Annotated in this window: 22 protein-coding genes; 15 read left to right on the top strand and 7 right to left on the bottom strand. The window is 70.2% G+C overall.

Annotation, left to right across the window (positions count from 1 at the left end; genetic code table 11):
- Positions 1 to 12: 12 nt before the first annotated feature.
- Entirely contained in the window at positions 13 to 312 is a 300-nt protein-coding gene (locus BLV39_RS31055) for a ferredoxin (protein WP_090800186.1), read from the bottom strand.
- A gap of 189 nt (positions 313 to 501) precedes the next feature.
- Here BLV39_RS31055 and arc point away from each other — a divergent pair, with 189 nt between their 5' ends.
- From arc to prcA, 7 genes are all read left to right on the top strand, one after another.
- A complete protein-coding gene (gene arc / locus BLV39_RS31050) occupies positions 502 to 2283 on the top strand; it encodes a proteasome ATPase (protein WP_090800185.1) in 1782 nt (593 codons plus the stop codon).
- Between the two features lie 122 nt (positions 2284 to 2405).
- The gene (locus BLV39_RS31045) at positions 2406 to 3224 is read left to right on the top strand and encodes a hypothetical protein (protein WP_090800184.1); all 819 of its coding nucleotides are present in this window, start codon (positions 2406 to 2408) and stop codon (positions 3222 to 3224) included.
- On the top strand, positions 3221 to 3988 hold the full coding sequence (locus BLV39_RS31040; protein WP_090800183.1) for a hypothetical protein: 768 nt from the start codon (positions 3221 to 3223) through the stop codon (positions 3986 to 3988). Before BLV39_RS31045 ends, BLV39_RS31040 begins: the two co-directional genes overlap by 4 nt.
- Before the next feature lie 223 nt (positions 3989 to 4211).
- Positions 4212 to 5729, top strand: coding sequence for a depupylase/deamidase Dop (gene dop / locus BLV39_RS31035; RefSeq protein WP_342342483.1), 1518 nt, complete (start codon positions 4212 to 4214; stop codon positions 5727 to 5729).
- Positions 5730 to 5892: 163 nt separating this feature from the next.
- On the top strand, positions 5893 to 6108 hold the full coding sequence (locus tag BLV39_RS31030; RefSeq protein WP_089252848.1) for a ubiquitin-like protein Pup: 216 nt from the start codon (positions 5893 to 5895) through the stop codon (positions 6106 to 6108).
- A 159-nt stretch (positions 6109 to 6267) separates the two neighbouring features.
- Entirely contained in the window at positions 6268 to 7107 is an 840-nt protein-coding gene (gene prcB, locus BLV39_RS31025) for a proteasome subunit beta (RefSeq protein ID WP_176985158.1), read from the top strand.
- A gap of 51 nt (positions 7108 to 7158) precedes the next feature.
- On the top strand, positions 7159 to 7986 hold the full coding sequence (gene prcA, locus BLV39_RS31020) for a proteasome subunit alpha (RefSeq protein WP_090800180.1): 828 nt from the start codon (positions 7159 to 7161) through the stop codon (positions 7984 to 7986).
- A gap of 1112 nt (positions 7987 to 9098) precedes the next feature.
- Here the strand turns inward: prcA and BLV39_RS31010 are convergent.
- Positions 9099 to 9455, bottom strand: coding sequence for a nuclear transport factor 2 family protein (locus BLV39_RS31010; protein WP_090800178.1), 357 nt, complete (start codon positions 9453 to 9455; stop codon positions 9099 to 9101).
- Between the two features lie 282 nt (positions 9456 to 9737).
- Here BLV39_RS31010 and BLV39_RS31005 point away from each other — a divergent pair, with 282 nt between their 5' ends.
- Both BLV39_RS31005 and BLV39_RS31000 read left to right on the top strand, forming a co-directional pair.
- Positions 9738 to 10340, top strand: a complete 603-nt coding sequence (locus BLV39_RS31005; RefSeq protein WP_090800177.1) for a redoxin domain-containing protein — start codon at positions 9738 to 9740, stop codon at positions 10338 to 10340.
- Positions 10341 to 10371: 31 nt separating this feature from the next.
- Positions 10372 to 11004 (top strand): hypothetical protein, encoded by a 633-nt coding sequence (locus BLV39_RS31000; RefSeq protein WP_090800176.1) that lies wholly within the window; start codon positions 10372 to 10374, stop codon positions 11002 to 11004.
- A gap of 1 nt (position 11005) precedes the next feature.
- Here the strand turns inward: BLV39_RS31000 and BLV39_RS30995 are convergent, their stop codons facing one another.
- Genes BLV39_RS30995 through rfbB form a run of 3 tightly spaced genes read right to left on the bottom strand, consistent with a single transcriptional unit; the run spans position 11006 to position 13520 of the window.
- A complete protein-coding gene (locus BLV39_RS30995; RefSeq protein ID WP_090800175.1) occupies positions 11006 to 11653 on the bottom strand; it encodes a GNAT family N-acetyltransferase in 648 nt (215 codons plus the stop codon).
- 17 nt (positions 11654 to 11670) lie between these two features.
- Positions 11671 to 12537, bottom strand: a complete 867-nt coding sequence (gene rfbD, locus BLV39_RS30990) for a dTDP-4-dehydrorhamnose reductase (protein ID WP_090800174.1) — start codon at positions 12535 to 12537, stop codon at positions 11671 to 11673.
- On the bottom strand, positions 12534 to 13520 hold the full coding sequence (rfbB, locus tag BLV39_RS30985; RefSeq protein WP_090800173.1) for a dTDP-glucose 4,6-dehydratase: 987 nt from the start codon (positions 13518 to 13520) through the stop codon (positions 12534 to 12536). Before rfbB ends, rfbD begins: the two co-directional genes overlap by 4 nt.
- Positions 13521 to 13568: 48 nt before the next feature.
- Between rfbB and rfbA the strand changes: the two genes are divergently transcribed.
- The 4 genes from rfbA (at position 13569) to BLV39_RS30965 (ending at position 16797) form a co-directional block, all read left to right on the top strand.
- Positions 13569 to 14450: a glucose-1-phosphate thymidylyltransferase RfbA gene (gene rfbA, locus BLV39_RS30980; protein ID WP_090800855.1), complete on the top strand. Its 882-nt coding sequence runs from the start codon at positions 13569 to 13571 to the stop codon at positions 14448 to 14450.
- On the top strand, positions 14447 to 15040 hold the full coding sequence (gene rfbC / locus BLV39_RS30975; RefSeq protein ID WP_090800172.1) for a dTDP-4-dehydrorhamnose 3,5-epimerase: 594 nt from the start codon (positions 14447 to 14449) through the stop codon (positions 15038 to 15040). The genes rfbA and rfbC overlap by 4 nt, the downstream gene beginning before the upstream one ends.
- 111 nt (positions 15041 to 15151) lie before the next feature.
- Complete coding sequence (gene pafA / locus BLV39_RS30970) at positions 15152 to 16510, top strand: Pup--protein ligase (protein WP_090800171.1); 1359 nt, start codon at positions 15152 to 15154, stop codon at positions 16508 to 16510.
- A gap of 26 nt (positions 16511 to 16536) precedes the next feature.
- Positions 16537 to 16797, top strand: coding sequence for a hypothetical protein (locus BLV39_RS30965; protein WP_373315400.1), 261 nt, complete (start codon positions 16537 to 16539; stop codon positions 16795 to 16797).
- Here BLV39_RS30965 and BLV39_RS30960 read toward each other — a convergent pair.
- Positions 16744 to 17889 carry a DUF3866 family protein gene (locus tag BLV39_RS30960; protein ID WP_090800170.1) on the bottom strand — a complete coding sequence of 382 codons (1146 nt, stop codon included), beginning with the start codon at positions 17887 to 17889 and terminating at the stop codon, positions 16744 to 16746. The genes BLV39_RS30965 and BLV39_RS30960 overlap by 54 nt on opposite strands.
- A gap of 11 nt (positions 17890 to 17900) precedes the next feature.
- Positions 17901 to 18935: a cation diffusion facilitator family transporter gene (locus BLV39_RS30955; RefSeq protein WP_373315399.1), complete on the bottom strand. Its 1035-nt coding sequence runs from the start codon at positions 18933 to 18935 to the stop codon at positions 17901 to 17903.
- Between the two features lie 65 nt (positions 18936 to 19000).
- On the opposite strand from BLV39_RS30955, the gene BLV39_RS30950 reads away from it, so the two are divergent.
- Positions 19001 to 19987: a helix-turn-helix transcriptional regulator gene (locus BLV39_RS30950; protein ID WP_090800169.1), complete on the top strand. Its 987-nt coding sequence runs from the start codon at positions 19001 to 19003 to the stop codon at positions 19985 to 19987.
- Positions 19984 to 20967 (top strand): helix-turn-helix transcriptional regulator, encoded by a 984-nt coding sequence (locus BLV39_RS30945; RefSeq protein ID WP_090800168.1) that lies wholly within the window; start codon positions 19984 to 19986, stop codon positions 20965 to 20967. The genes BLV39_RS30950 and BLV39_RS30945 overlap by 4 nt, the downstream gene beginning before the upstream one ends.
- Positions 20968 to 20973 lie beyond the last annotated feature (6 nt).

Genomic DNA, 20973 nt, shown 5'->3' with positions numbered 1-20973 from the left:
ACGGCGGCGCCATCACTCGATCGGGGCGTTCGGGCCGGCGATCTCCTCGTCGGAGTCGCCGCGCATGACGTGGATGCACTCGCCGGGGCAGTCCTTCGCCGAGTCGAGCACGTCTAGCCGCAGGTGGGCAGGCACGTCAACCCGGACACCGGGTGACACCTGAAGCTCCCCGGAGCCGTCCTTGACGTACGCCAGACCGTCGATGTCGAACTCGAACACGTCAGGGGCGTACTGCACACAGAGCCCGTCGCCCGTGCACAGATCCTGGTCCACCCAGACACGCAACTGATCAGTCTCGGTCTGAGTCGTCACTTGGCCTCCCGCGAGCTACGTTCGTACGTTCCGACCGTACCCGACGAAGGTTTTGGGGCTCCTCCGCAGTGACGAACACCAAGTCTTCGAGATCAAGACTCAGTGACGAGGGTGTTGCCTGGGTCTAAATCGTCGTCGGAGCGGTTAGTGTTATGACAGAACGTTTTTAGCCCCCCGGGGAGGTGGGACGTGGCACGCAGCGACGACGCGGATGCGCGCGCCGCACGGTGGGAGAAGGAGACCCACGATCTCTCCACCCAGGTCGCGTTCCTTCAAGAGGAACTCGCTCTGGTGCGGCGCAGGCTCACAGAGAGCCCCCGACACGTCCGTCAGCTCGAGGAGCGGCTCGCGGCAACGCAGGCGCAGCTGGCCCGAGTGTCCGAAAACAACGAGCGGCTCGTCACGACCCTCAAAGAGGCTCGGGCCCAGATCGTCACACTCAAGGAAGAGATCGACCGCCTGGCGCAACCGCCGAGCGGTTATGGAGTCTTCCTGACTCGCCACGACGACGGCACGGTGGACGTGTTCACCGGCGGTCGCAAGCTGCGCGTGGCCGTGTCGCCCTCGATCGAGACCGAGGAGCTCAAGCGCGGCCAGGAGGTCCTGCTCAACGACGCGCTCAACGTGGTCGACGCGTTCGGCTACGAGCGGGTCGGTGAGGTCGTGATGCTGAAGGAGATCCTCGAAAACCCGAGTGGCGGTGCTGGTGACCGCGCTCTGGTGATCTCCCACGCTGACGAGGAGCGCATCGTCCATCTGGCCGAGTCGCTGATCGGTTCGCCGCTGCGCACCGGTGACTCGCTCATGATCGAGCCCCGCTCGTCCTACGCCTACGAGCGGATCCCGAAGAGCGAGGTCGAGGAGCTCGTCCTCGAGGAGGTCCCCGACGTCGGCTACGAGGACATCGGTGGCCTGCACACGCAGATCGAGGCGATCCGCGACGCGGTGGAGCTGCCGTTCCTGCACGCCGACCTGTTCCGCGAGCACCAGTTGCGACCGCCGAAGGGCATCCTGCTCTACGGACCGCCCGGTTGCGGCAAGACCCTGATCGCCAAGGCGGTCGCCAACTCGTTGGCGAAGAAGATCGCCGAGCGGCGTGGCGAGGAGAAGCACACCAGCTACTTCCTCAACATCAAGGGTCCGGAGCTGCTGAACAAGTACGTCGGCGAGACCGAGCGGCACATCCGACTGGTGTTCCAGCGGGCCCGTGAGAAGGCCGGCGAGGGCACTCCGGTGATCGTGTTCTTCGACGAGATGGACTCGGTGTTCCGCACCCGCGGCTCCGGCGTCTCCTCCGACGTGGAAAACACGATCGTCCCGCAGCTGCTGTCGGAGATCGACGGCGTGGAGGGGCTCGAGAACGTCATCGTGATCGGCGCGTCCAACCGCGAAGACATGATCGACCCTGCCATCCTGCGACCCGGCCGACTCGACGTGAAGATCAAGATCGAGCGTCCGGACGCCGAGGCGGCGAAGGACATCTTCAGCAAGTACATCCTGGCCGGCCTGCCGCTCCACGGCGACGACCTGACCGAGCACGGCGGCGACGCCCAGGCCACGGTCGAGGCGATGATCGAGGCGGTCGTGCTCCGGATGTACTCCGAGTCCGAAGAGAACAGGTTCCTCGAGGTCACCTATGCCAACGGTGACAAGGAGGTCCTCTACTTCAAGGACTTCAACTCGGGCGCGATGATCCAGAACATCGTCGACCGGGGCAAGAAGATGGCGATCAAGGAGTTCCTCGCCTCGGGCCGCAAGGGCATGCGCCTGCAGCACCTGCTCGACGCCTGCGTCGACGAGTTCCGCGAGAACGAGGACCTGCCCAACACCACCAACCCCGACGACTGGGCCCGGATCTCCGGCAAGAAGGGCGAGCGGATCGTCTACATCCGCACGCTCGTCTCCGGCGGCAAGGGCACCGAGGCCGGCCGCTCCATCGAGACGGCCAGCAACACCGGTCAGTACCTGTAAGACGCTCTGCACGGAACGGGGCGGCGCCTTCGGGCGCCGCCCCGTTCCGCATCCGTGGCGACCTCCGGCGTGGGCCTACCCCCCGCGCAGCGGTGGCGGCGCCGGCTCACTACTGTGCCGGCATGCGTCGGGTCATGATCATTCCGCTCCTGATCGGAGCTCTGCTGCTGTCCGCGTGCGGCGACACCGCCGCGACGCCCGCGCCGACGGCCGCGCCCGCGTCACCCAGCACCCCCGCGTCGCCCAGCACCCCCGCCGCGCCGACCTCGGCCGCGCCCGACACGCGCGACGACCTGACCGTCACGAAAGAGGCGTTCGAGCGCGGCTTCGTCGAGAAGACCTTCAGCATGGCGGTCCAGATCTCGCTCGGCGAAAGTCAGGCCGCCAAGATCGACATGACCGTCGACGTCGAGGCCGACGTCGCGAAGCTGACCATGATGACCGACGAGTACGCCGAGATGCTCAAGTTCGGCGACGAGATCCTGATCAAACAGGCCGACACGCCCGGTGCCGACACCTTCGTGCGGGTCGAGATCGGCAAACTGCGGGCCGGCAGCCCGCTGCGCGGCGCGTTCGACCTGGCCGAGCACTCCGGCATCCTCGGCGGCGTGGTCGCGGCGCGCAAGGTCGAGGAAACGGCCGGCAAGCGCATCTACGAGGGCACGGCGGACCTGCACAAGGCGGTCGCCGCCGCCCCGGCCAAGGCCCGCGCGTCGATGCGGGCGACGCTGCGGCAGGCCGGCAACGCCAAGGCGGTCCCCTTCCGGCTCGGCGTCGACGAGCAGGGCCGCCTGCTGCACCTGGCCTACCAGGTCACGACCGCGCAGGGACCGGTCCGGACCCTGATCCAGATGGGCGGCCACGGCACGGGCGTCACGGTGGCCCGGCCGAAGCCGGAGCAGGTCAAGGAGGCCACCGCCGAGCAGTACGCGGCGCTGTGAGCGCGCGCAGGATCGCCGCCACCGCACTGAGCGGCGTGGTGCTGGTCGCCGGCTGCTCCTCGACCTCCGCACCGGGGGACCCACGGTCCAGGCCCACGTCGGCGGCCGAGGGCCTGTCCGCCTCCGACGAGGTGGTGAACGCGTTCAAGGAGTCGTACGACAGGCTGTTCGACGCGGGCTCGTTCTCGGTGGTCATCACCACCGGGCCGATTCAGGTGCAGGGTTGGGTCGACGACCGCCGTGACGCGCTCAAGACGACCGTGTTCTACAACGGCAGGTCGAGCGAGACGGTCCGGATCGGCGACGACCTCTGGATGCAGGAGAAGCTGGGCTCGGACACCTGGTACCTGGTCGACGTGTCCCGGCTCGACCAGTCTGACCCGGTCCTCCGGAGCCTGGACCTCGGCCGTTTCGCGGGACTTCTCGACGGCCTGGTGTCCGCGACCCGCGGCGGCGACGAGCTCGGCGGCCCGTACAAGGGCGTCGCTGACCTGCGGCTCGCCGCCAAGAACGCGTCGGCGGCTCGACGGCCGGGCGCGGAACGGGAACGCGACTCCGCCCGGAACGCGGCCGCGGTGCCGGTCCGCGGGGTGCTCGACGACGCCGGCCGGCTCAAGCAGTTGACCTACACGCTCGAGGTCGCCGAAGGCCAGGCCACCGCCACGATCATGACGGACGACCTCGGCGAGCCCGTCGAGATCGACCCGCCCCCGGCCGGCCAGGTCAAGAAGGCACCGGAGGGGTTCTACGACCAGTGGGGATAGTCGGTGCGGCTGCCGCTGCCGCCGGGCCGCGGACATCGAGCAGGCCGACGAGGGGTTCTACCGCTCGTGACGTACACCGAAGGGCCCTCGCCAGAGGGGTTTGAGGGTCGTTTGGGGCGGCTGTCGCGCCCTGATGCCGGAGATTCGCACGCGGCCCGGGGGCGGGCGGGGGTCTGGTCGGACTACGCTTTGACGTCATGGGGCAGCGGAACGAGGTGGCGACGTGACGGTACGGCGAATCATGGGCACCGAAGTCGAATACGGGATCTCGGTGCCGGGCCAGGCCGGAGCCAACCCGATGGTGACGTCCTCGCAGGTCGTCAATGCCTACGGGGCGCGACCCGAGCTGACTCGGGGCGGGCGGGCGCGCTGGGATTACGAAGAGGAGTCGCCGCTGCGGGACGCGCGGGGCTTCACCTACTCCGGCGCCGCGTACGACCCGGCTGAGGCGCTCGCCGACGAGGATCTCGGGCTGGCCAACGTCATTCTGACGAATGGCGCGAGGTTGTACGTCGACCACGCACACCCCGAATATTCGACGCCCGAGGTGACCAACCCGATGGACCTGGTCCGTTGGGACAAGGCGGGGGAGCGGGTGATGGCCGAGGCGTCCCGCCGGGCTGCCACCATCCCGGGCACCCACCCGATCCACCTCTACAAGCACAACACCGACAACAAGGGTGCCAGCTACGGCGCCCACGAGAACTACTCGATGCGGCGCCAGACCCCCTTCGCCGACATCGTCGCTTATCTGACCCCGTTCTTCGTGACCCGCCAGGTGTTCACCGGCGCCGGCCGGGTCGGCATCGGGCAGGACGGGTCACAGCCGGGCTACCAGCTCACCCAGCGCGCCGACTTCTTCGAGGTCGAGGTCGGGCTGGAGACCACGCTGAAGCGCCCGATCATCAACACCCGCGACGAGCCGCACTCCGACGCCGACAAATACCGCCGCCTGCACGTCATCATCGGTGATGCCAACCTGTCGGAGATCTCCACCTTCCTCAAGGTGGGCACCACTTCCCTGGTGCTCACGATGATCGAGGAGAAGGTGCTCACGCCCGACCTCGGCATCGCGGACCCGGTGGCCGAGCTCAAGGCGGTCAGCCACGACACCACGCTGACGCACCGCATGCGGCTGCGCGACGGGCGCCGGCTGACCGCGCTCGACCTGCAGTGGGCCTACTACGAGCGGGCCAAGGCGTTCGTGGACGACCGCTACGGCAACGACGCCGACATCGACACCGTGCAGGTGCTCGAGCGCTGGGAGGCCATCCTCGACAAGCTCGGCCGCGACCCGATGTCCGCACAGGACGAGCTCGACTGGGTGGCCAAGCTGCGTCTGCTGGAGGGCTACCGCGACCGCGAGAACCTGCAGTGGGCCTCTCCCAAGCTCCAGTTGATCGACCTTCAGTACAGCGACGTGCGCCCGGAGAAGGGCCTCTACCACCGGCTGGTCGCCCGCGGCGCGATGCAGACACTGCTGACCGACGAGGAGACGCGTACGGCCATGGTGGAGCCGCCGGAGGACACCCGCGCGTACTTCCGGGGTCGTTGCCTCGCGCAGTATCCGTCCGAGGTGGTCGCCGCGTCGTGGGACTCGGTCATCTTCGACGTCGGGCGCGAGTCGCTGGTGCGGGTGCCCATGATGGAGCCCGAGCGTGGCACGAAGAAGCACGTCGGTGCCCTGTTCGATCGCTGCCCGAGCGCCAAGGACATGCTCGAGGCGATCACCGGCGGGTGATCTATGCGGTTGGGCGCGTCGCCGTGCGTACGCCATCGGAATCTGGCATTGTCCCTGAACCGTCCGCCGTGCGCGAAACATCGCGCGCGGCGGGCCAGATTGTCGTACCGGCGAGGTAGGTTTTTCGCAGGGCACAGTTGAGTCCTGTTGAGGGAGGGCACGCATGGCAACTCGGGACAGCGGCGGCCAGTCGCAGTCGGGCAAGGCCCGCCGCGACGAGGAGATCGAGGACGTCACCACCGAGGCCAACCCCGAGGTGGCCGAACGGCAACAGGAGATCACCGAAGACGTCGACGACCTACTTGACGAGATCGACTCGGTTCTCGAAGAGAACGCGGAGGAGTTCGTGAGGGGGTACGTCCAAAAGGGCGGCCAGTAGGCTTTAGTCCGGTTTGGTGCGGCGCGGCGGGTTCATCCTGCGGCGCCGCAACCATTGCGGTCCGGGGCGTGTGGGCGCGCATCGTCGCGTCTGCGTCGCGCCCAAGATAGTCTGCTCCAGCGCCGCTCGATCGCGGCGCCTACATCTGAAAGGGACCACGTGGCAGCGGGATTCGATCCTTCCGGGCGCCTACCCGACGTGTTCACCAACGCCGGCACCTCGTCGTTCACGCAGTTCCTGAGCCAGGCGGCGCCCGAGCTGCTGCCCGGCCGCCGGCCCCTTCCTCCGGGCTCCGCGGCCTCGCTCGCCCCGCACGCGACCACGATCGTGGCGATCACCGCCGCCGAGGGCGTCGTGATGGCCGGCGACCGCCGCGCCACGATGGGCAACATGATCGCCAGCCGCGACATCGAGAAGGTCCACCCGGCCGACGAATACTCGCTGGTCGGCATCGCCGGCACCGCGGGCGTCGGCATCGAGCTGATGCGGCTGTTCCAGGTGGAGCTCGAGCACTACGAGAAGATCGAGGGCGCGATGCTCTCGCTCGACGGCAAGGCCAACCGGCTCGCCGCGATGATCCGGGGCAACCTGGGCGCCGCGATGCAGGGCCTCGCGGTCGTGCCGCTGTTCGCCGGCTTCGACCTGTCGGCCAACGACCCGGCCCGCGCCGGCCGCATCTTCAGCTACGACGTCACCGGCGGCCCCTACGAGGAGCGCGGCTACGACGCGATCGGCTCCGGCTCGATCTTCGCCAACGCGGCCCTCAAGAAGCGCTTCCGCGCCGGCCAGCCGATCGCGGAGGCGGCCCGACTCGCGGTCGAGGCCCTCTACGACGCGGCCGACGACGACACCGCCACCGGCGGTCCTGACCTGACCCGCCGCATCTTCCCGGTCGTGATGACCGCGACGGCCGAGGGCACCCACCGGTTGACGGACGAGGAGACCGCGGCGATCGCCAACGCCGTGGTCTCGGCCCGCATGGAGAACCCGGGCGGCTGATCATGCTGGTTGCTTCGTTGTCCGACTTCGACCACCGCTAGGAGCGCCGCCGTGGCGATGCAGTTCTACACCAACATCGACCAGATCATGCGGGACCGCTCGGAGCTGGCCCGCAAGGGCATCTCCCGCGGCCGCAGCGCGGTGGCGCTGACCTACACCGGCGGCGTGCTCTTCGTGGCCGAGAACCTGTCGAGCTCGCTGCACAAGATCAGCGAGATCTACGACCGCATCGGCTTCGCCGCGGTGGGCCGCTACAACGAGTTCGAGAACCTCCGCCGAGCGGGCGTCCGCATGGCGGACCTCAACGGCCTTTCCTATGACCGCCGAGACGTCACAGGCCTGGCGCTGGCGAACGCCTACGCCCAGACCCTGGGCGCGATATTCAGCGACCAGCAGAAGCCGTTCGAGGTCGAGATCTGCGTCGCCGAGGTCGGTCCGACGCCGGCCGAAGACCAGATCTACCGCCTGGCCTACGACGGCTCGGTCAACGACGAGCCGGGCTTCATGGCCATGGGCGGCCAAGCCGAAGCGATCGCCACCGTCCTCAAGGGCGCCCACAAGAGCGACATGTCCCTGGCCGACGCGGTCAAACTCGCGCTCAAGGCCCTGAGCAGCGTCGGAGGCGAGGGCGGCGCCGCCCGCACCATCGCCCCCAACCAACTCGAGGTAGCCATCCTCGACCGCGCCCGCCGAGGCCGCACCTTCCGCCGCCTGACGGGCAAGGTCCTGACGGACCTCCTGAACGGCAACGGCGCAGCCCCGGCAAAGGAGTCGGGCAAGGGCGACGACAAGGCCACCGAAGGGGCGGAGGGCGCCAAGCCTCCGGCGTCGGGCCCCGACAAGCCCACGTCATCCGCCGGCTCCGCCGACCTGGAGTAATCCACCCGCACCCCGTCTTTGTTGTCAGCCCCGTGCCCCCTGCGAAGGGGGGCGGGGCTGACGGCTTTGTTGGTGGGCGCATCCTGCGCGGCTCAGGCGGGCTGACGGTCTGCGGGCGGTCGCATTCCGCATGGGCTGAGATGGGGCTGGCGGTTCGTGGGCGGTCGCGTCCCGCGTGGGCTGAGGTGGGGCTGGCGGTTCGTGGGTGGGCGCGTCCTGCGTGGGCTGAGGTGGGGCTGGCGGTTCGTGGGCGGTCGCGTCCCGCGTGGGCTGAGGTTGAGCTGACGGCTCGTGGGTGGGCGCGTCCCCGCGTGGGCTGAGGCGGGCTGACGGTCCCAGGGGTGGGTTGAGGCGCGCTGACGGTCCAGCGGTGGGTTGAGGCGGGCTGAGGGCCCGTGGGTGGTCCCGCGTGGGCTGAGGTTGAGCTGACGGCTCGTGGGTGGGCGCGTCCCCGCGTGGGCTGAGGCGGGCTGACGGTCCAAGGGGTGGGTTGAGGCGCGCTGACGGTCCAGCGGTGGGTTGAGGCGGGCTGACGGCCCGTGGGTGGTCCCGCGTGGGCTAGGACGAACTCGTGGCTCGGCGGGGTGGGCGCATCCTCTGCATCGCCCGCAGATGGGATCGCGGGCGGGGCGACGTGGACACCGTGCTCAGCGAACAGCGCGCCCTGGCGACTCTCCAGGGCTGCGTCAAGGGGCTCGTTTGTTTCTTCGTGCCGTGGGCCGAGGCGTGGCCACCTCAGGCCGGCCTGTGGCTCGCGGAGCCGATGGTTTCGTCCTAGGACGCCTTTGGAAGTGTGCGGCCAGTCGGTTCGCTCGGTCGCACATTCGGCGTTGCAGCGCACCCTTGGGTTCGCGCCGAGAGCCGGTGTGCGGCGGGGTGGTCCGCGCTTGGAAGCGGCGTGCGACGAGGACGCGCCGAGGTGGCGTGCGGGCGGGGTGGTCCGTGGTGGAAGCAGGACGCGCCGAAGCGGCATGCGGCGGGGTAGTCCGTGGTGGAAGCGGCGTGCGGCCGGCCGGCCGTGAGAGTTGAGAGCGGGGATCTCGGCGGCACGTCCGGTGATTCGGAGATCCAAATCCCAGAGCTTCTGCCCAGGTTCCCCGCGGTTCGGGCGGTCAGCCGGCCAGCAGCAGCGTGTAGACGCGGGTGATCAAGCCGTTGCTGACCAGGGCGATATCGACACCGCGCACGACTGGTGGTTTTCCGAGCGGGCCGAAGCTCCACGCGAGGTACCCCAGGTCGTCGACCACGTGGATCGAACCCTCCGGGGTGAAGGCGAACTCGGGGGAGTCGTCGAGTAGCCGCGCAGCCTTGGCGTCCACTGCGTCGTGGCCGACGACTGTCTCCTCGGGGTCGGTGAATCGCACGTCCGCGACGTACGTCCGGCCGATGGCCGCCCGGCGCCGTTCCCGGTCGCGTTCGTTGAAGACCTCCAGCAGGTTCGCCTTCATCAGGTCTTCGATCGTCGGCATCCGGCACTCCTTCGACAGGGCTTCCGGCCCGCAGGCCGTTAGCCCTGATCCTCAACCGGACTCTCACCCCGCCGCAGGCAGATCCAAGGAGACGACATCGTCCTAGGACGCCCAACAGGGTGTGAGCCCGGTCAGCTCGGCACGGTCAGGAGAACCTCGACGGCGGCCCGATCAAGCGTGAGAGCCCCGCCTGCGGTGAGCCTGTCAGCGACCACGAACGTTCCCTCGGCCCGGCTGCGTACGGTGGAAGGACCGCCATCCGTAAAAGGGGGGTCAACCCAGATGCGCAGCGACATCACCGCTGGCGGCGTGTTTCCCGATTACGCGTTGCCTGACCACACCGGCACCGTGCGGACGCTCAGGGAGCTTCAGGGTGATGACCCGATGATCCTGACGTTGGCTCGTGGTCACTACTGCCCCAAGGAACACCAGCAGCATCTCGACCTGGCCGCGTTTCAGTCGAAGGTTGCCGTCGCCTATACGAGCATGGTGACCATCGCTACCGATGGGCATCACGCGCTTCAAGAGTTTCGGTTGTCGGTGGGCGCACAGTGGACGTTTTTGTCCGATGTGGACCGGATGGTTCAGCGGGACCTCGACATCAAGGAATACACCGACCCCGAGAACGATCCGATGATCCCGCACACCCTCGTGCTCAAGCCGGGCCTGGTCGTGCACAGCGTCTACAACGGCTACTGGTTCTGGGGGCGCCCGTCCACCGACGAGCTCTGGCGCGACCTGCGCGCCGCGACCGCCGAGGTGCGCCCCGACTGGGACCTCAGCGCGCCGGGTCTGCGCGAGGCGTGGGACGCGGGGGACATGGCGCCGTTCCATGGGTACGACCGGAAACCCGTAGCCGCCGCGCAGGACGGGCGCAGATCTTGACCGTTGGCATGGGCGGGCGGATGCTCACGCGGTGATCGCGGACCGGTGGCTGTGCAACGACCATGACTTCCCACCCGGCGCGGAACTGTTCCGCAGCGAGCGCGCGTTCCACGTGGTGGCCTACACGATCTCGCACGGCCAGCTCCTGCTGTCGTCGCCGGCTCCGGCGGAGGACGGTACGACGGTGCAACTCCTGTTCAAGCCCGTCGAGGAGCTCCGGCTGCGGTCGTATTTCGACGGCCTGGTGGTCAGCGTCGCCGCGAGACAGGAGGAGGCGCCGGGTCGGCGGTTGTTGACTCTCGCCGGTCAGGGGTTCGAGGGTTACGTCGTGTGCATGGCCTTCGGGTGGCGCCAAGGCGTGCTCGGTCGCCTCCAGCCGAGCCTGTTCAGCCCGGTCTCCGAGATGGACGTGCGTTGGCCGACGCGGCCGATCGCCGGAGCGGACGGTGGGCTCGGCCGTGCGTCGCCGGCCGATGTCGTCGAAGCAGTGACCGGCGGCCTGGCCGGGGACGGGCGTCGGGAGCGGTGGCATCCCGCGTACGTGCTGGTCGACGACGACGGGCGCACAGTGGGCGTCTTCGTCACCGAGGCGGACGCGCGGGAGGCCGCCCGCCTGCTCGAGCCGCGGGCGTGCCGGGTGGAGCGCGCCCCGCTGGTGTTCTGAGTCAGTTGGCCCCGAACAGGGCCAGGCAGTCCGCCGACAGGCCGCTGATCGCAACGTCCGGCCGGGGTTGCGCCGCCCACCGCTCCCGTGAGAGCCGAAGCCGTTGCGACACGACCACCTCGCCGTGCAGCAGGTCGCGGGTGATCCCGTCGTCCTCGTAGCCGAGCTTGCGCGACACCCGCAGCGGAGCCGGGTTGTCGACAAAGGACGCGGTCGACGCGCAGGCGGCCCCGAGCTCCGCGAAAGCGAGATGCAGCGCTGCCTGCCGCATCGTGGTGCCCAGCCCGGCGCCCTGGTGCGGCAGGCCGAGCCAGGACCACGTGCGGACCTCGCGCAGCAGCCCGAACGACGACCCCAGCACGCCCTGCATGCCCACCGCGACGCCGTCGACGAAGACGCCCAGGTGCAGCGACCAGTCCTCCGGCGTCCACTCGCCCCGGCCCGACCAGACGCCCTGCACCACGTGCCGCGCCCGGTCCATCGGTGGCAGGTCCGTCCACGGCGTCAGGAACGTACGCGTGCCCGGCTTCTGCATGCCCTCGAACGCGACGGCGGCCAGCGCCGACAGGTCCGCGTCCGACGGTGGCCGCAGCTCGACCGGACCCACCCGCAGCCGCAGGCCGAGCAGCGGCCAGTAGTCAGCTAGCACGGACCACCAGCCAGGACTCAGCCCGCGCGGACCGCGCCGGCCGCCACCGCTGCCGCGAGTGACGTGTGCCAGTCCGCCATGGGCGCGAGCCCGGCCGAAGCCCATCGATCATGACCGAGGACGCTATACGCGGGCCGTGGCGCCGGCAACGGAAAATCGGCGCTGGGGATGGGCCGCACCCGCTCCGGGTCCAGACCACTCAGCGAGAACACCGCTTGGGCGAACCCGTACCACGTCGTCGATCCGCCGGCCGTGCCGTGGTAGATCCCGGCGGGTGCGGACGGCGCCGAGGCCAACGCGACCAGTTGCCGGGCCAGCGCGAGCGACCACGTCGGTTGCCCGTGCTGGTCGGCCACGACGTTCACGGTCGGGCGCGCGGCCGCGAGCCGCAGCATCGTTGCCGCGAAGTTGCGCCCGTGCTGTCCGTAGAGCCACGCCGTGCGCACCACGTAGCCCGACGAGGGCAGCAGCGACAGCACCGCCTGCTCGCCGGCCAGCTTGCTGCGCCCGTAGGCGTTGATCGGGGCGGGCGGAGCCGACTCCGGGTAGGGCGAGGACGCCGACCCGGACAGCACGTAGTCGGTCGAGACGTGGATCAGCCGCGCCCCGGAAGCGGCGCAGGCCGAGGCCAGCGACGCGACGGCGCCGCCGTTCAGCGCCGTCGCCGCTTCCTCGGAAGTCTCGGCACCGTCGACGTTCGTCCAGGCGGCCGCGTTGATCACCACGTCGTGCCCGGGCACGGCCGCCCGCACGTCGGCGGGGGAGAGCAGGTCAAGATCCGTCCGACGCGCCGCCGTCACGGTGAATGACGGATCAACTGAAAGCACAGCGACCAGATCCGACCCCAGCATCCCGCCGGCGCCGGTCACCAGAACCTTGGTCATCGGGCGGAGGCCGCCTTCAACGGCTCCCACCACGAGCGGTTCTCCTTGTACCAGGCCACGGTCTCGGCGAGCCCGCGGTCGATGTCGACGCTCGGCGCGTACCCGAGCTCGTCCTGGATCTTGGCGATCGACAGCGAGTAGCGCCGGTCGTGGCCCTTGCGGTCGGCCACCGGCACGACCTGGTCCCACGACGCGCCGCACGCGTCGAGCAGCCGCCCGGTCAGCTCCTTGTTGGTGAGCTCGGTGCCGCCGCCGATGTGGTAGACCTCGCCGGCCCGGCCCTTGTCCTGCACGAGGGCGATGCCGACGCAGTGGTCGTGCACGTGCAGCCAGTCGCGGATGTTGCCGCCGTCGCCGTAGAGAGGCACCGTGCCGCCGTCGAGCAGGTTGGTGACGAACAGCGGGATGACCTTCTCCGGGAACTGGTAGTGCCCGTAGTTGTTGGAGCAGCGGGTGACCACCACGTCCATCCCGTGCGTGCGGTGGTAGGCCAGCGCCAGCAGGTCGGAGCCGGCCTTCGACGCGGAATAAGGCGAGTTGGGGGCGAGGGGCCAGTCCTCGGTCCACGAGCCCTCGGAGATCGACCCGTACACCTCGTCGGTGGAGACGTGCACGAAGCGCCCGGTGCCGTGCCGAAGGGCGGCGTCGAGCAGCGTCTGGGTGCCGAGCACGTTGGTCGTCACGAACACGCTGGCGCCGTCGATGGAGCGGTCCACGTGCGACTCGGCCGCGAAATGCACGATCACGTCGTGGTCGGGCACCACCGAGTCGACCAGGGCGGCGTCGCAGATGTCGCCTTCGACGAACCGCAGCCGGGGGTCGCCGGCCACGGGCGCCAGGTTTGCCCGGTTGCCCGAGTAGGTGAGCTTGTCCAGCACCGTCACCGCACTGGGGGCCAGGTCCGGCCCCGAGCCCGGGGTCAGCAGCATGCGGACGTACTCCGAACCGATGAACCCGGCTCCGCCGGTCACGAGGATCCTCACGGGTTCCGGAGTCTACGCGACCGGACCCCACCCAGTAGGGTGGCCGCCGTGCGAGGGATTCTTCTGGCGGGCGGCACGGGATCGCGGCTGTGGCCGATCACGATGGCCGTCTCGAAGCAGCTAATGCCGATCTTCGACAAGCCGATGATCTATTACCCGCTGTCCACGCTGGTGATGGCGGGCATCGACGAGATCCTGATCATCACCACGCCGGACGACCAGGCGCAGTTCCGGGGCCTGCTCGGCGACGGCAGCCAGTTCGGTCTCAAGATCGAATATCAGGCTCAGGCCCGGCCCGAGGGCATCGCGCAGGCCTTCCTGCTCGGCGAGGAGTTCATCGGCGACGACTCGGTCGCGCTGATCCTCGGCGACAACATCTTCCACGGCGTCGGCCTGGGCCGGCAGCTCGGCGAGGCCGGTCCGCTGGTCGGTGGCCGGGTCTTCGCCTACCCGGTGGCCAACCCCCGGGAGTACGGCGTGGTCGAGTTCGACGCCGACGGCAAGGTGCTCTCGATCGAGGAGAAACCGGTCAAACCGAAGTCGCGGTACGCCGTACCCGGCCTCTACTTCTACGACAACCGCGTCGTGGAGATCGCCAAGGGGCTCAAGCCGAGCGACCGTGGCGAGCTCGAGATCACCGCGGTGAACGAGGCCTACCGGGAGTGGGGCGAGCTGACCGTCACCGTCCTGGACCGGGGCACCGCCTGGCTGGACACCGGGACGTTCAGCTCGATGATGCAGGCCGCCGAGTACGTACGCGTGATCGAGGAGCGGCAGGGCCTCAAGATCGGCTGTGTCGAGGAGGTGGCCTGGCGCGCGGGGCTGATCGACGACGCCGCGCTGCGCGACCTGGCCGGCCCGCTGACCAAGAGTGGCTACGGTACGTACCTGCTGGGCCTGCTCGCCGAGAAGGAGGAGACCGTCGCATGAAGATCCGTGAGCTGGGCATCGAGGGCGCCTTCGAGGTGACCCCGCAGCAGCACGGCGACCCGCGCGGGCTGTTCCTGGAATGGTTCAAGGCCGAGGCGTTCGAGGCCGCGACCGGCCACCGGTTCACGCTGGCCCAGGCCAACATGTCCGTGTCGGCCCGGGGCGTGGTCCGTGGCATCCACTTCGCCGACGTCCCGCCGGGCCAGGCCAAGTGGGTCACCTGCGTACGCGGCGCCGTGGTCGACGTGATCGCCGACATCCGGGTCGGCTCGCCGACCTTCGGGCGCTGGGAGGCGGTGCGGCTCGACGATGTCGACCGGCGCGCGGTCTACCTCGCCGAGGGGCTCGGGCACGGCTTCTGCGCCCTGACCGACGACGCGACGCTGGCCTATCTCTGCTCGACCGGCTACAACCCGACGGGGGAGCACACGATCCACCCGCTGGACCCGGAGCTCGGCATCGAGTGGCCGACCGACGCGCCGATCCTGTCGGCCCGAGACGAGGCCGCCCCGTCGCTCAAGGAGGCGACGGCCGCGGGCCTCCTGCCCGACTACGAGGAATGCCGCGCCTACGTCCAGAGCCTTGGCTAAACCAGACGAACCGGGCGTCGAACGTACCCCGTGAATGTTTTCCGCCATCGAAGCGATGACGGCGCGTCGCGGCACTGACCACCGACGGGTTTTCCCGGCTAGTGTCTTGCTATGGAGCGGCGAATCTTCGGGCTCGAAACGGAATACGGCGTCACCTGCACCTATCGCGGCCAGCGTCGGCTGTCGCCGGACGAGGTAGCCCGCTACCTGTTCCGGCGGGTCGTGTCCTGGGGCCGGTCAAGCAATGTCTTCCTTCGCAACGGCGCCCGCCTCTACCTCGACGTCGGATCTCACCCCGAATACGCCACCCCCGAGTGCGACAACGTCGCCGACCTGGTCGCGCACGACCGCGCCGGCGAGCGGATCCTCGAAGGCCTGTTGGTCGATGCCGAGAAGCGCCTGCACGACGAGGGCATCGCCGGCGAGATCTATCTGTTCAAGAACAACACCGACTCGGCCGGCAACTCGTACGGCTGCCACGAGAACTACCTGGTCTCCCGGCACGGCGAGTTCGGCCGCCTGGCCGACGTGCTGATCCCGTTCCTGGTCACCCGGCAGCTCATCTGCGGCGCCGGCAAGGTGCTCCAGACCCCGCGCGGCGCCGTCTACTGCCTGTCGCAGCGTGCCGAGCACATCTGGGAGGGCGTCTCCTCGGCGACCACCCGGTCCCGGCCGATCATCAACACCCGCGACGAGCCGCACGCCGACGCCGAGCGCTACCGCCGCCTCCACGTGATCGTCGGCGACAGCAACATGAACGAGGTCACCACGCTGCTCAAGGTCGGCACCGCCGACATCGTGCTGCGGATGATCGAGGCCGGCGTGGTCATGCGCGACCTCTCGCTGGAGAACCCGATCCGGGCGATCCGCGAGGTCTCGCACGACGTGACCGGCCGGCGCAAGGTCCGCCTCGCCAACAACAAGGAGATCAGCGGCCTCGAGATCCAGCAGGAATACCTGGCCAAGGCGACCGAGTTCGTCGAGCGCCGGGGCGGCGACCAGACCGCCAAGCGGGTCGTCGAGCTCTGGGGCCGGGTGCTGCGGGCGATCGAGACCGACAACCTGGAGCCGGTGTCCCGCGAGATCGACTGGGTGACCAAGCTCCGGCTGATCGAGCGCTACCAGGACAAGTTCGACCTGCCGCTGTCCCACCCCCGGATCGCCCAGATGGACCTCGCCTACCACGACCTGCGGCGCGGCCGCGGGCTCTACGGGCTGATGGAGAAGCGCGGCCAGGTCGACCGGGTCGCCACCGACCTGGAGATCTTCGAGGCCAAGGAGACCCCGCCGCAGACCACCCGGGCCCGCCTGCGCGGCGAGTTCATCCGGCACGCCCAGGAGAAGCGGCGCGACTTCACCGTCGACTGGGTGCACCTCAAGCTCAACGACCAGGCTCAGCGCACCGTGCTGTGCAAGGACCCGTTCCGCGCGTACGACGAGCGGGTGGAACGGCTGATCGCGAGCATGTGACGCATCCGGGTACGCTCTGGGGCACCATGACGCTCCCCGACAGTGCTTCGATGCACCGCGACGAGGGCTCCGCGCCACGCGAGCCCGAGACCGCGCCTCGCCTGTCCATGCCCGAGACCCGGCCTGAAGTGATCCGGCAGGGCTGGTTGCAGAAGCGTCAGCAGAAGGTGCGCGACGAGATCGACCGCAACCGGCGCGGCGACTACAAGGTGCCGACCTGGGTCATGGCGGCGCTACTGGTCGCGCTGGTGGCCGCCTGGCTCCTGTTCATCTTCCTGACCGGCTAGAGCTTGACCGGCTAGAGCTAGCGCGGCGGCGTGCCGGCCGGCGGCGGCCGCGGTCAGGAAATAGCCGTGGTCGGCGTCCAGTCCGCGGCCCATGGTCGACAGCGGCACGGGTGAGGCCCGCAGCGCCGCGTCCAGCCCGTCGCTGGGCACCCGGATGATCCGGTGCCGCACGGACAGGTCCGCGATCTGCGCCTCGACCCGGGCGGCCAGCGGTGCGTCGAGACCGTCCGGCAACGGCAAATCGCACGGCACGAGCGCGACCCGCCCGTACGCGGTCAAGCTGTGGTGCGAGATCCCCTGGTGTCGTTCCCGGGCGTCGGCGGCGGAGATCCGCAGCGCGCCGACCGCCTGCCCGCCCAGCGTGCCGGCCGCGTTGACCGCCTCGCCGACCGCGACACCGGAGAACGCCCACGGCAGCCCCGCTCCGAGGTTGCCCGGCCCCTGCGCCACCACCGCGACGTCCGCGCCGAGCGCGTAGCGGGCGGCCAGCAGGCCGCTGTGGGTGGTGACCGCCTCCAGGTCGCCGCCGAACGCCTGCCCGACGGTGACGGTGCCGACCAGCCGGTCGCGGAGCCCGTCGAGGGTGCGGGAGAACCAGGCCGGCAGTGCGCCGCCGTCGGTCATCACGTAGGCGATCCGGGCCGTGGGCCGGTCGGCGTGGATGCCGGCGACGATGGCCGGCAGCGCCGAGTGCAGGTCGGCGGTGACCACCGGCATGCCCGCGAGGGTGTCGGCGGCCGCGATCGCCGCGTGGTGCGGCGACGACGGCTCCTCGACGCCCCGCACGATCGCCTGCAGCGGCGTGTAGCGGGCCTTGACCACGTGGCCGCTGTCGCGGTCGGTGCCGGCGCCGGGCGGGTCCGGCGGCAGCCGGTCGGGGAGCGCCACGACCAGCGCGTAGCCGCCGGTGCCCAGCCCCATGAGCTGGGCGTTGACGTTGAGCAGGACGCGGTCGCCGGGCTCCGGCTCGCCGACGAGCTCGGGGTAGGCCAGCGCGCGGGTCGCCACGCCGTCGACCGTCACCGACAGCTCGACGGCGCCGCGCCAGCGCCGCCGCACTTCCGCGACCACCCCGGCGCGCCACCTGACCATGGCAGGAAAGGTTACCGGTCCGGCTGGTCGCGTCTCGCGCGGCCGCGCGTCGGGTCGAGGAAGACGTACCGAACGGACGGGTAGACGCTGATCAGGCGCCGCTCGGCCGCGTCGGCCGCCGCCTCGATCTCGGCGCCGGTGGCCGTGTCGTCGAAGTCGACCTTGGCGGCGACCAGCACGTCGTCGGGGCCGAGCTGCATGGTCAGGAGCTGGTCGACGCGGTCGACGGTGGGTACGGCGGAGAGCTCCTCGCGCAGCCGCTGGTGCAGCCGGCTCGGCACCGACTGGCCGACCAGCAGCGAGATGTTGGCCAGCGACAGGACGAACGCGACCACCAGCAGCAGCACGCCGATGCCGATCGAGGCGATGCCGTCCCAGACCGGGTCGCCGGTCGCCTCGGTCAGGCCGAGGCCGGCCGCGGCCAGGGCGAGACCGATCAGTGCCGCGCTGTCCTCCAGGAAGACGGCCTTGACCGCGGTGTCCGGGGTCAACCGCAGGAACCGCAAGGGCGAGGTGCGCCAGCGAGTCGCCTCGCCGCGCACCTGACGCAGCGCCCGGAGGAACGAGATGCCCTCCAGGATGGCCGAGACGGCCAACACGATGTACCCGACGAGGAAGTCGCTGACCTCCTCGCCGTGCAGGATCGTCTCGATCCCGTGGTAGATCGAGAATCCGGCGCCGGCCACGAAAGTGAACAGCGCTGCGATGAACGCCCAGACGTAGCTCTCCTTGCCGTAGCCGAAGGGGTGCCGGTCGTCGGGATCCTTCGCGCCGCGCCGCAGCGCGGTGTACAGCAGCACCTCGGTCGTGGTGTCGGCCAGCGAGTGGGCGGCCTCGGACAACAGCGCGGCCGACCCGGTGAGCAGGCCGGCCACGAACTTCGCGACGGCGATGGCCAGGTTGACCAGGCCCGCGATGATCACGGTCAGGACGGACTCGGACGGCGCGTCGTCCTGGTCGGGGATCGCGGCGTGCCGTACCTCGGGCTCACCCTCCAGATCCACGTCGTCGAAGTCAGATGGCCGGTCAGGGTCTTCCGAGGTCACGATGGCAAGGCTATGCCTCGCAAGGGTGTGCGCACATGCGTACCAACACTGCTAGCGTCTTGGGAGTGTCGCGGACCCGCACCGAGCGCCTGGTCAACCTGGTGATCTGCCTTCTGTCCACGCGACGGTTCCTGACCGCCGCGCAGATCGCCGCGACCGTTCCCGGTTACGAGCACGACCCGGAGGACCCGAAGGACCACGAGGCGTTCCAGCGCAAGTTCGAACGCGACAAGTCTGAGCTGCGTGAGCTGGGCGTTCCCCTGGAGACCGGCTCCGCGAGTGTCTTCGACACCGAGCCCGGCTACCGCATCGCGCGCCGCGACTACGCCCTGCCCGACATCCCGCTCGCGCCCGACGAGGCCGCCGCCGTGGGCATCGCCGGGCGGCTCTGGCAGCACGCCGGGCTGGCCGCCGCCGCGTCCTCGGGCCTGGCCAAGCTGCGTGCCGCCGGTGTCGACGTCGACCCGCAGGCGACCCTGGGCGTCGAGCCGATCGTCCGGGTCGACCCCACGTTCGCGCCGTTGACCGCGGCCGCCCGCGACCGGCGCACGGTGGCCTTCGACTACCGGGTGCCCGAGCAGGACGGCCCGACCAGCCGCCGGCTCCAGCCGTGGGGCGTGGTGTGCTGGCGGGGCCGGTGGTACGTGGTGGGCCACGACCTCGACCGCGCCGCGCCGCGCTGCTTCCGGCTCTCCCGGGTGGTCGGCGCGGTCCGGCTCACCGGCCGTCCCGGCGCCTACGAGCCGCCCCGCGACCTGGACCTGATCAGCTACGTCGCCCGGTTCAGCGGGCCGATCGAGCGCACCGGGCGCACCACGGTCCTGGTCCGCAAGGGCCGCGCCGCCGGACTGCGGCGGTGGGCGCAGGAGACGGTGCCGGGTCCGGAGGTCGACCGGGTCGTGCTGCGCTACGCCGACGTCGACTTCATCGCCACCCAGCTCGTCAACTACGGGCCCGACGTGCGGGTGGTCGAGCCGCCGGAGGTACGCGACGCGGTGATCCAGCGTCTCAAGGAGACCGCTGCCCGCCACGAGAGCCCGGTGCTGGCATGACGCCCGGCGCGGTGCGGCCCAGCGCCGATCGGCTCGGGCGGCTCCTCAACCTGGTGCCCTACCTGCTGGCCCGGCCGGGGATCGAGGTCGCGCAGGCGGCCGGGGACCTGGGCGTGACCGAGCGGCAGCTACGCGAGGACCTGGAGCTGCTCTGGGTCTGCGGGCTGCCCGGCTACGGCCCGGGCGACCTGATCGACATGGCCTTCGACGGCGACCGGGTGACCATCACCTACGACGCCGGCATCGACCGGCCGCTGCGGCTGACCCCCGATGAGGCGCTGGCCCTGGTGGTGGCGCTGCGGATGCTGGCCGAGACGCCGGGCATGGCCAACCGCGACGCGATCGAGCGGGCCCTGGCCAAGATCGAGCACGCGGCCGGCGACCTGGCCGGCGCGCCCGTCGCGGTCCGCATGCCGGGCAGCGACGACCGCCTGGCCACCCTGCGCGGCGCGGTCGAGCGCGGCCGGGCGCTGCGGATCACCTACTACGCGCAGACCCGCGACCAGACCACGCAGCGGGTGATCGACCCGATCCGGCTGCTGATGGTCGAGGGCCGGGCGTACGTCGAGGCGTGGTGCCGCCGGGCCGAGGCGGTCCGGTTGTTCCGGGCCGACCGCATCGACGCCCTCGCCGAGCTCGACGAGCCGGCCAACCCGCCGCCGAGCGCCGAGCTGCACGACCTGCGTGACGGCGTGTTCAACCCGGGCGCCGAGCTGCCGCTGATCACCCTGCGGGTGGGCCGGGGCGGCCGGTGGATCACCGAGTACTACCCGTGCGAGGACGTCCGGCCCGACCCGCGCGAGCCCGACGAGTGGATCGTGACGCTGCGGGTCACCGACCTGGCCTGGGCACAGCGCTTCGTGCTCGGCCTCGGTCCCGACGCGACCGCGGTGTCGCCGCCGGAACTGGTGGAGCGGGTCCGCGACGCGGCCACGGCCGCACTCGACGCCTACGCGGCACCGGTGACCGAAACGCTCTAAGCTGTC

Source organism: Asanoa ishikariensis (assembly GCF_900107455.1).
GTDB lineage: Bacteria > Actinomycetota > Actinomycetes > Mycobacteriales > Micromonosporaceae > Asanoa > Asanoa ishikariensis.
This window is presented reverse-complemented; position numbering and strand designations above follow the sequence as displayed.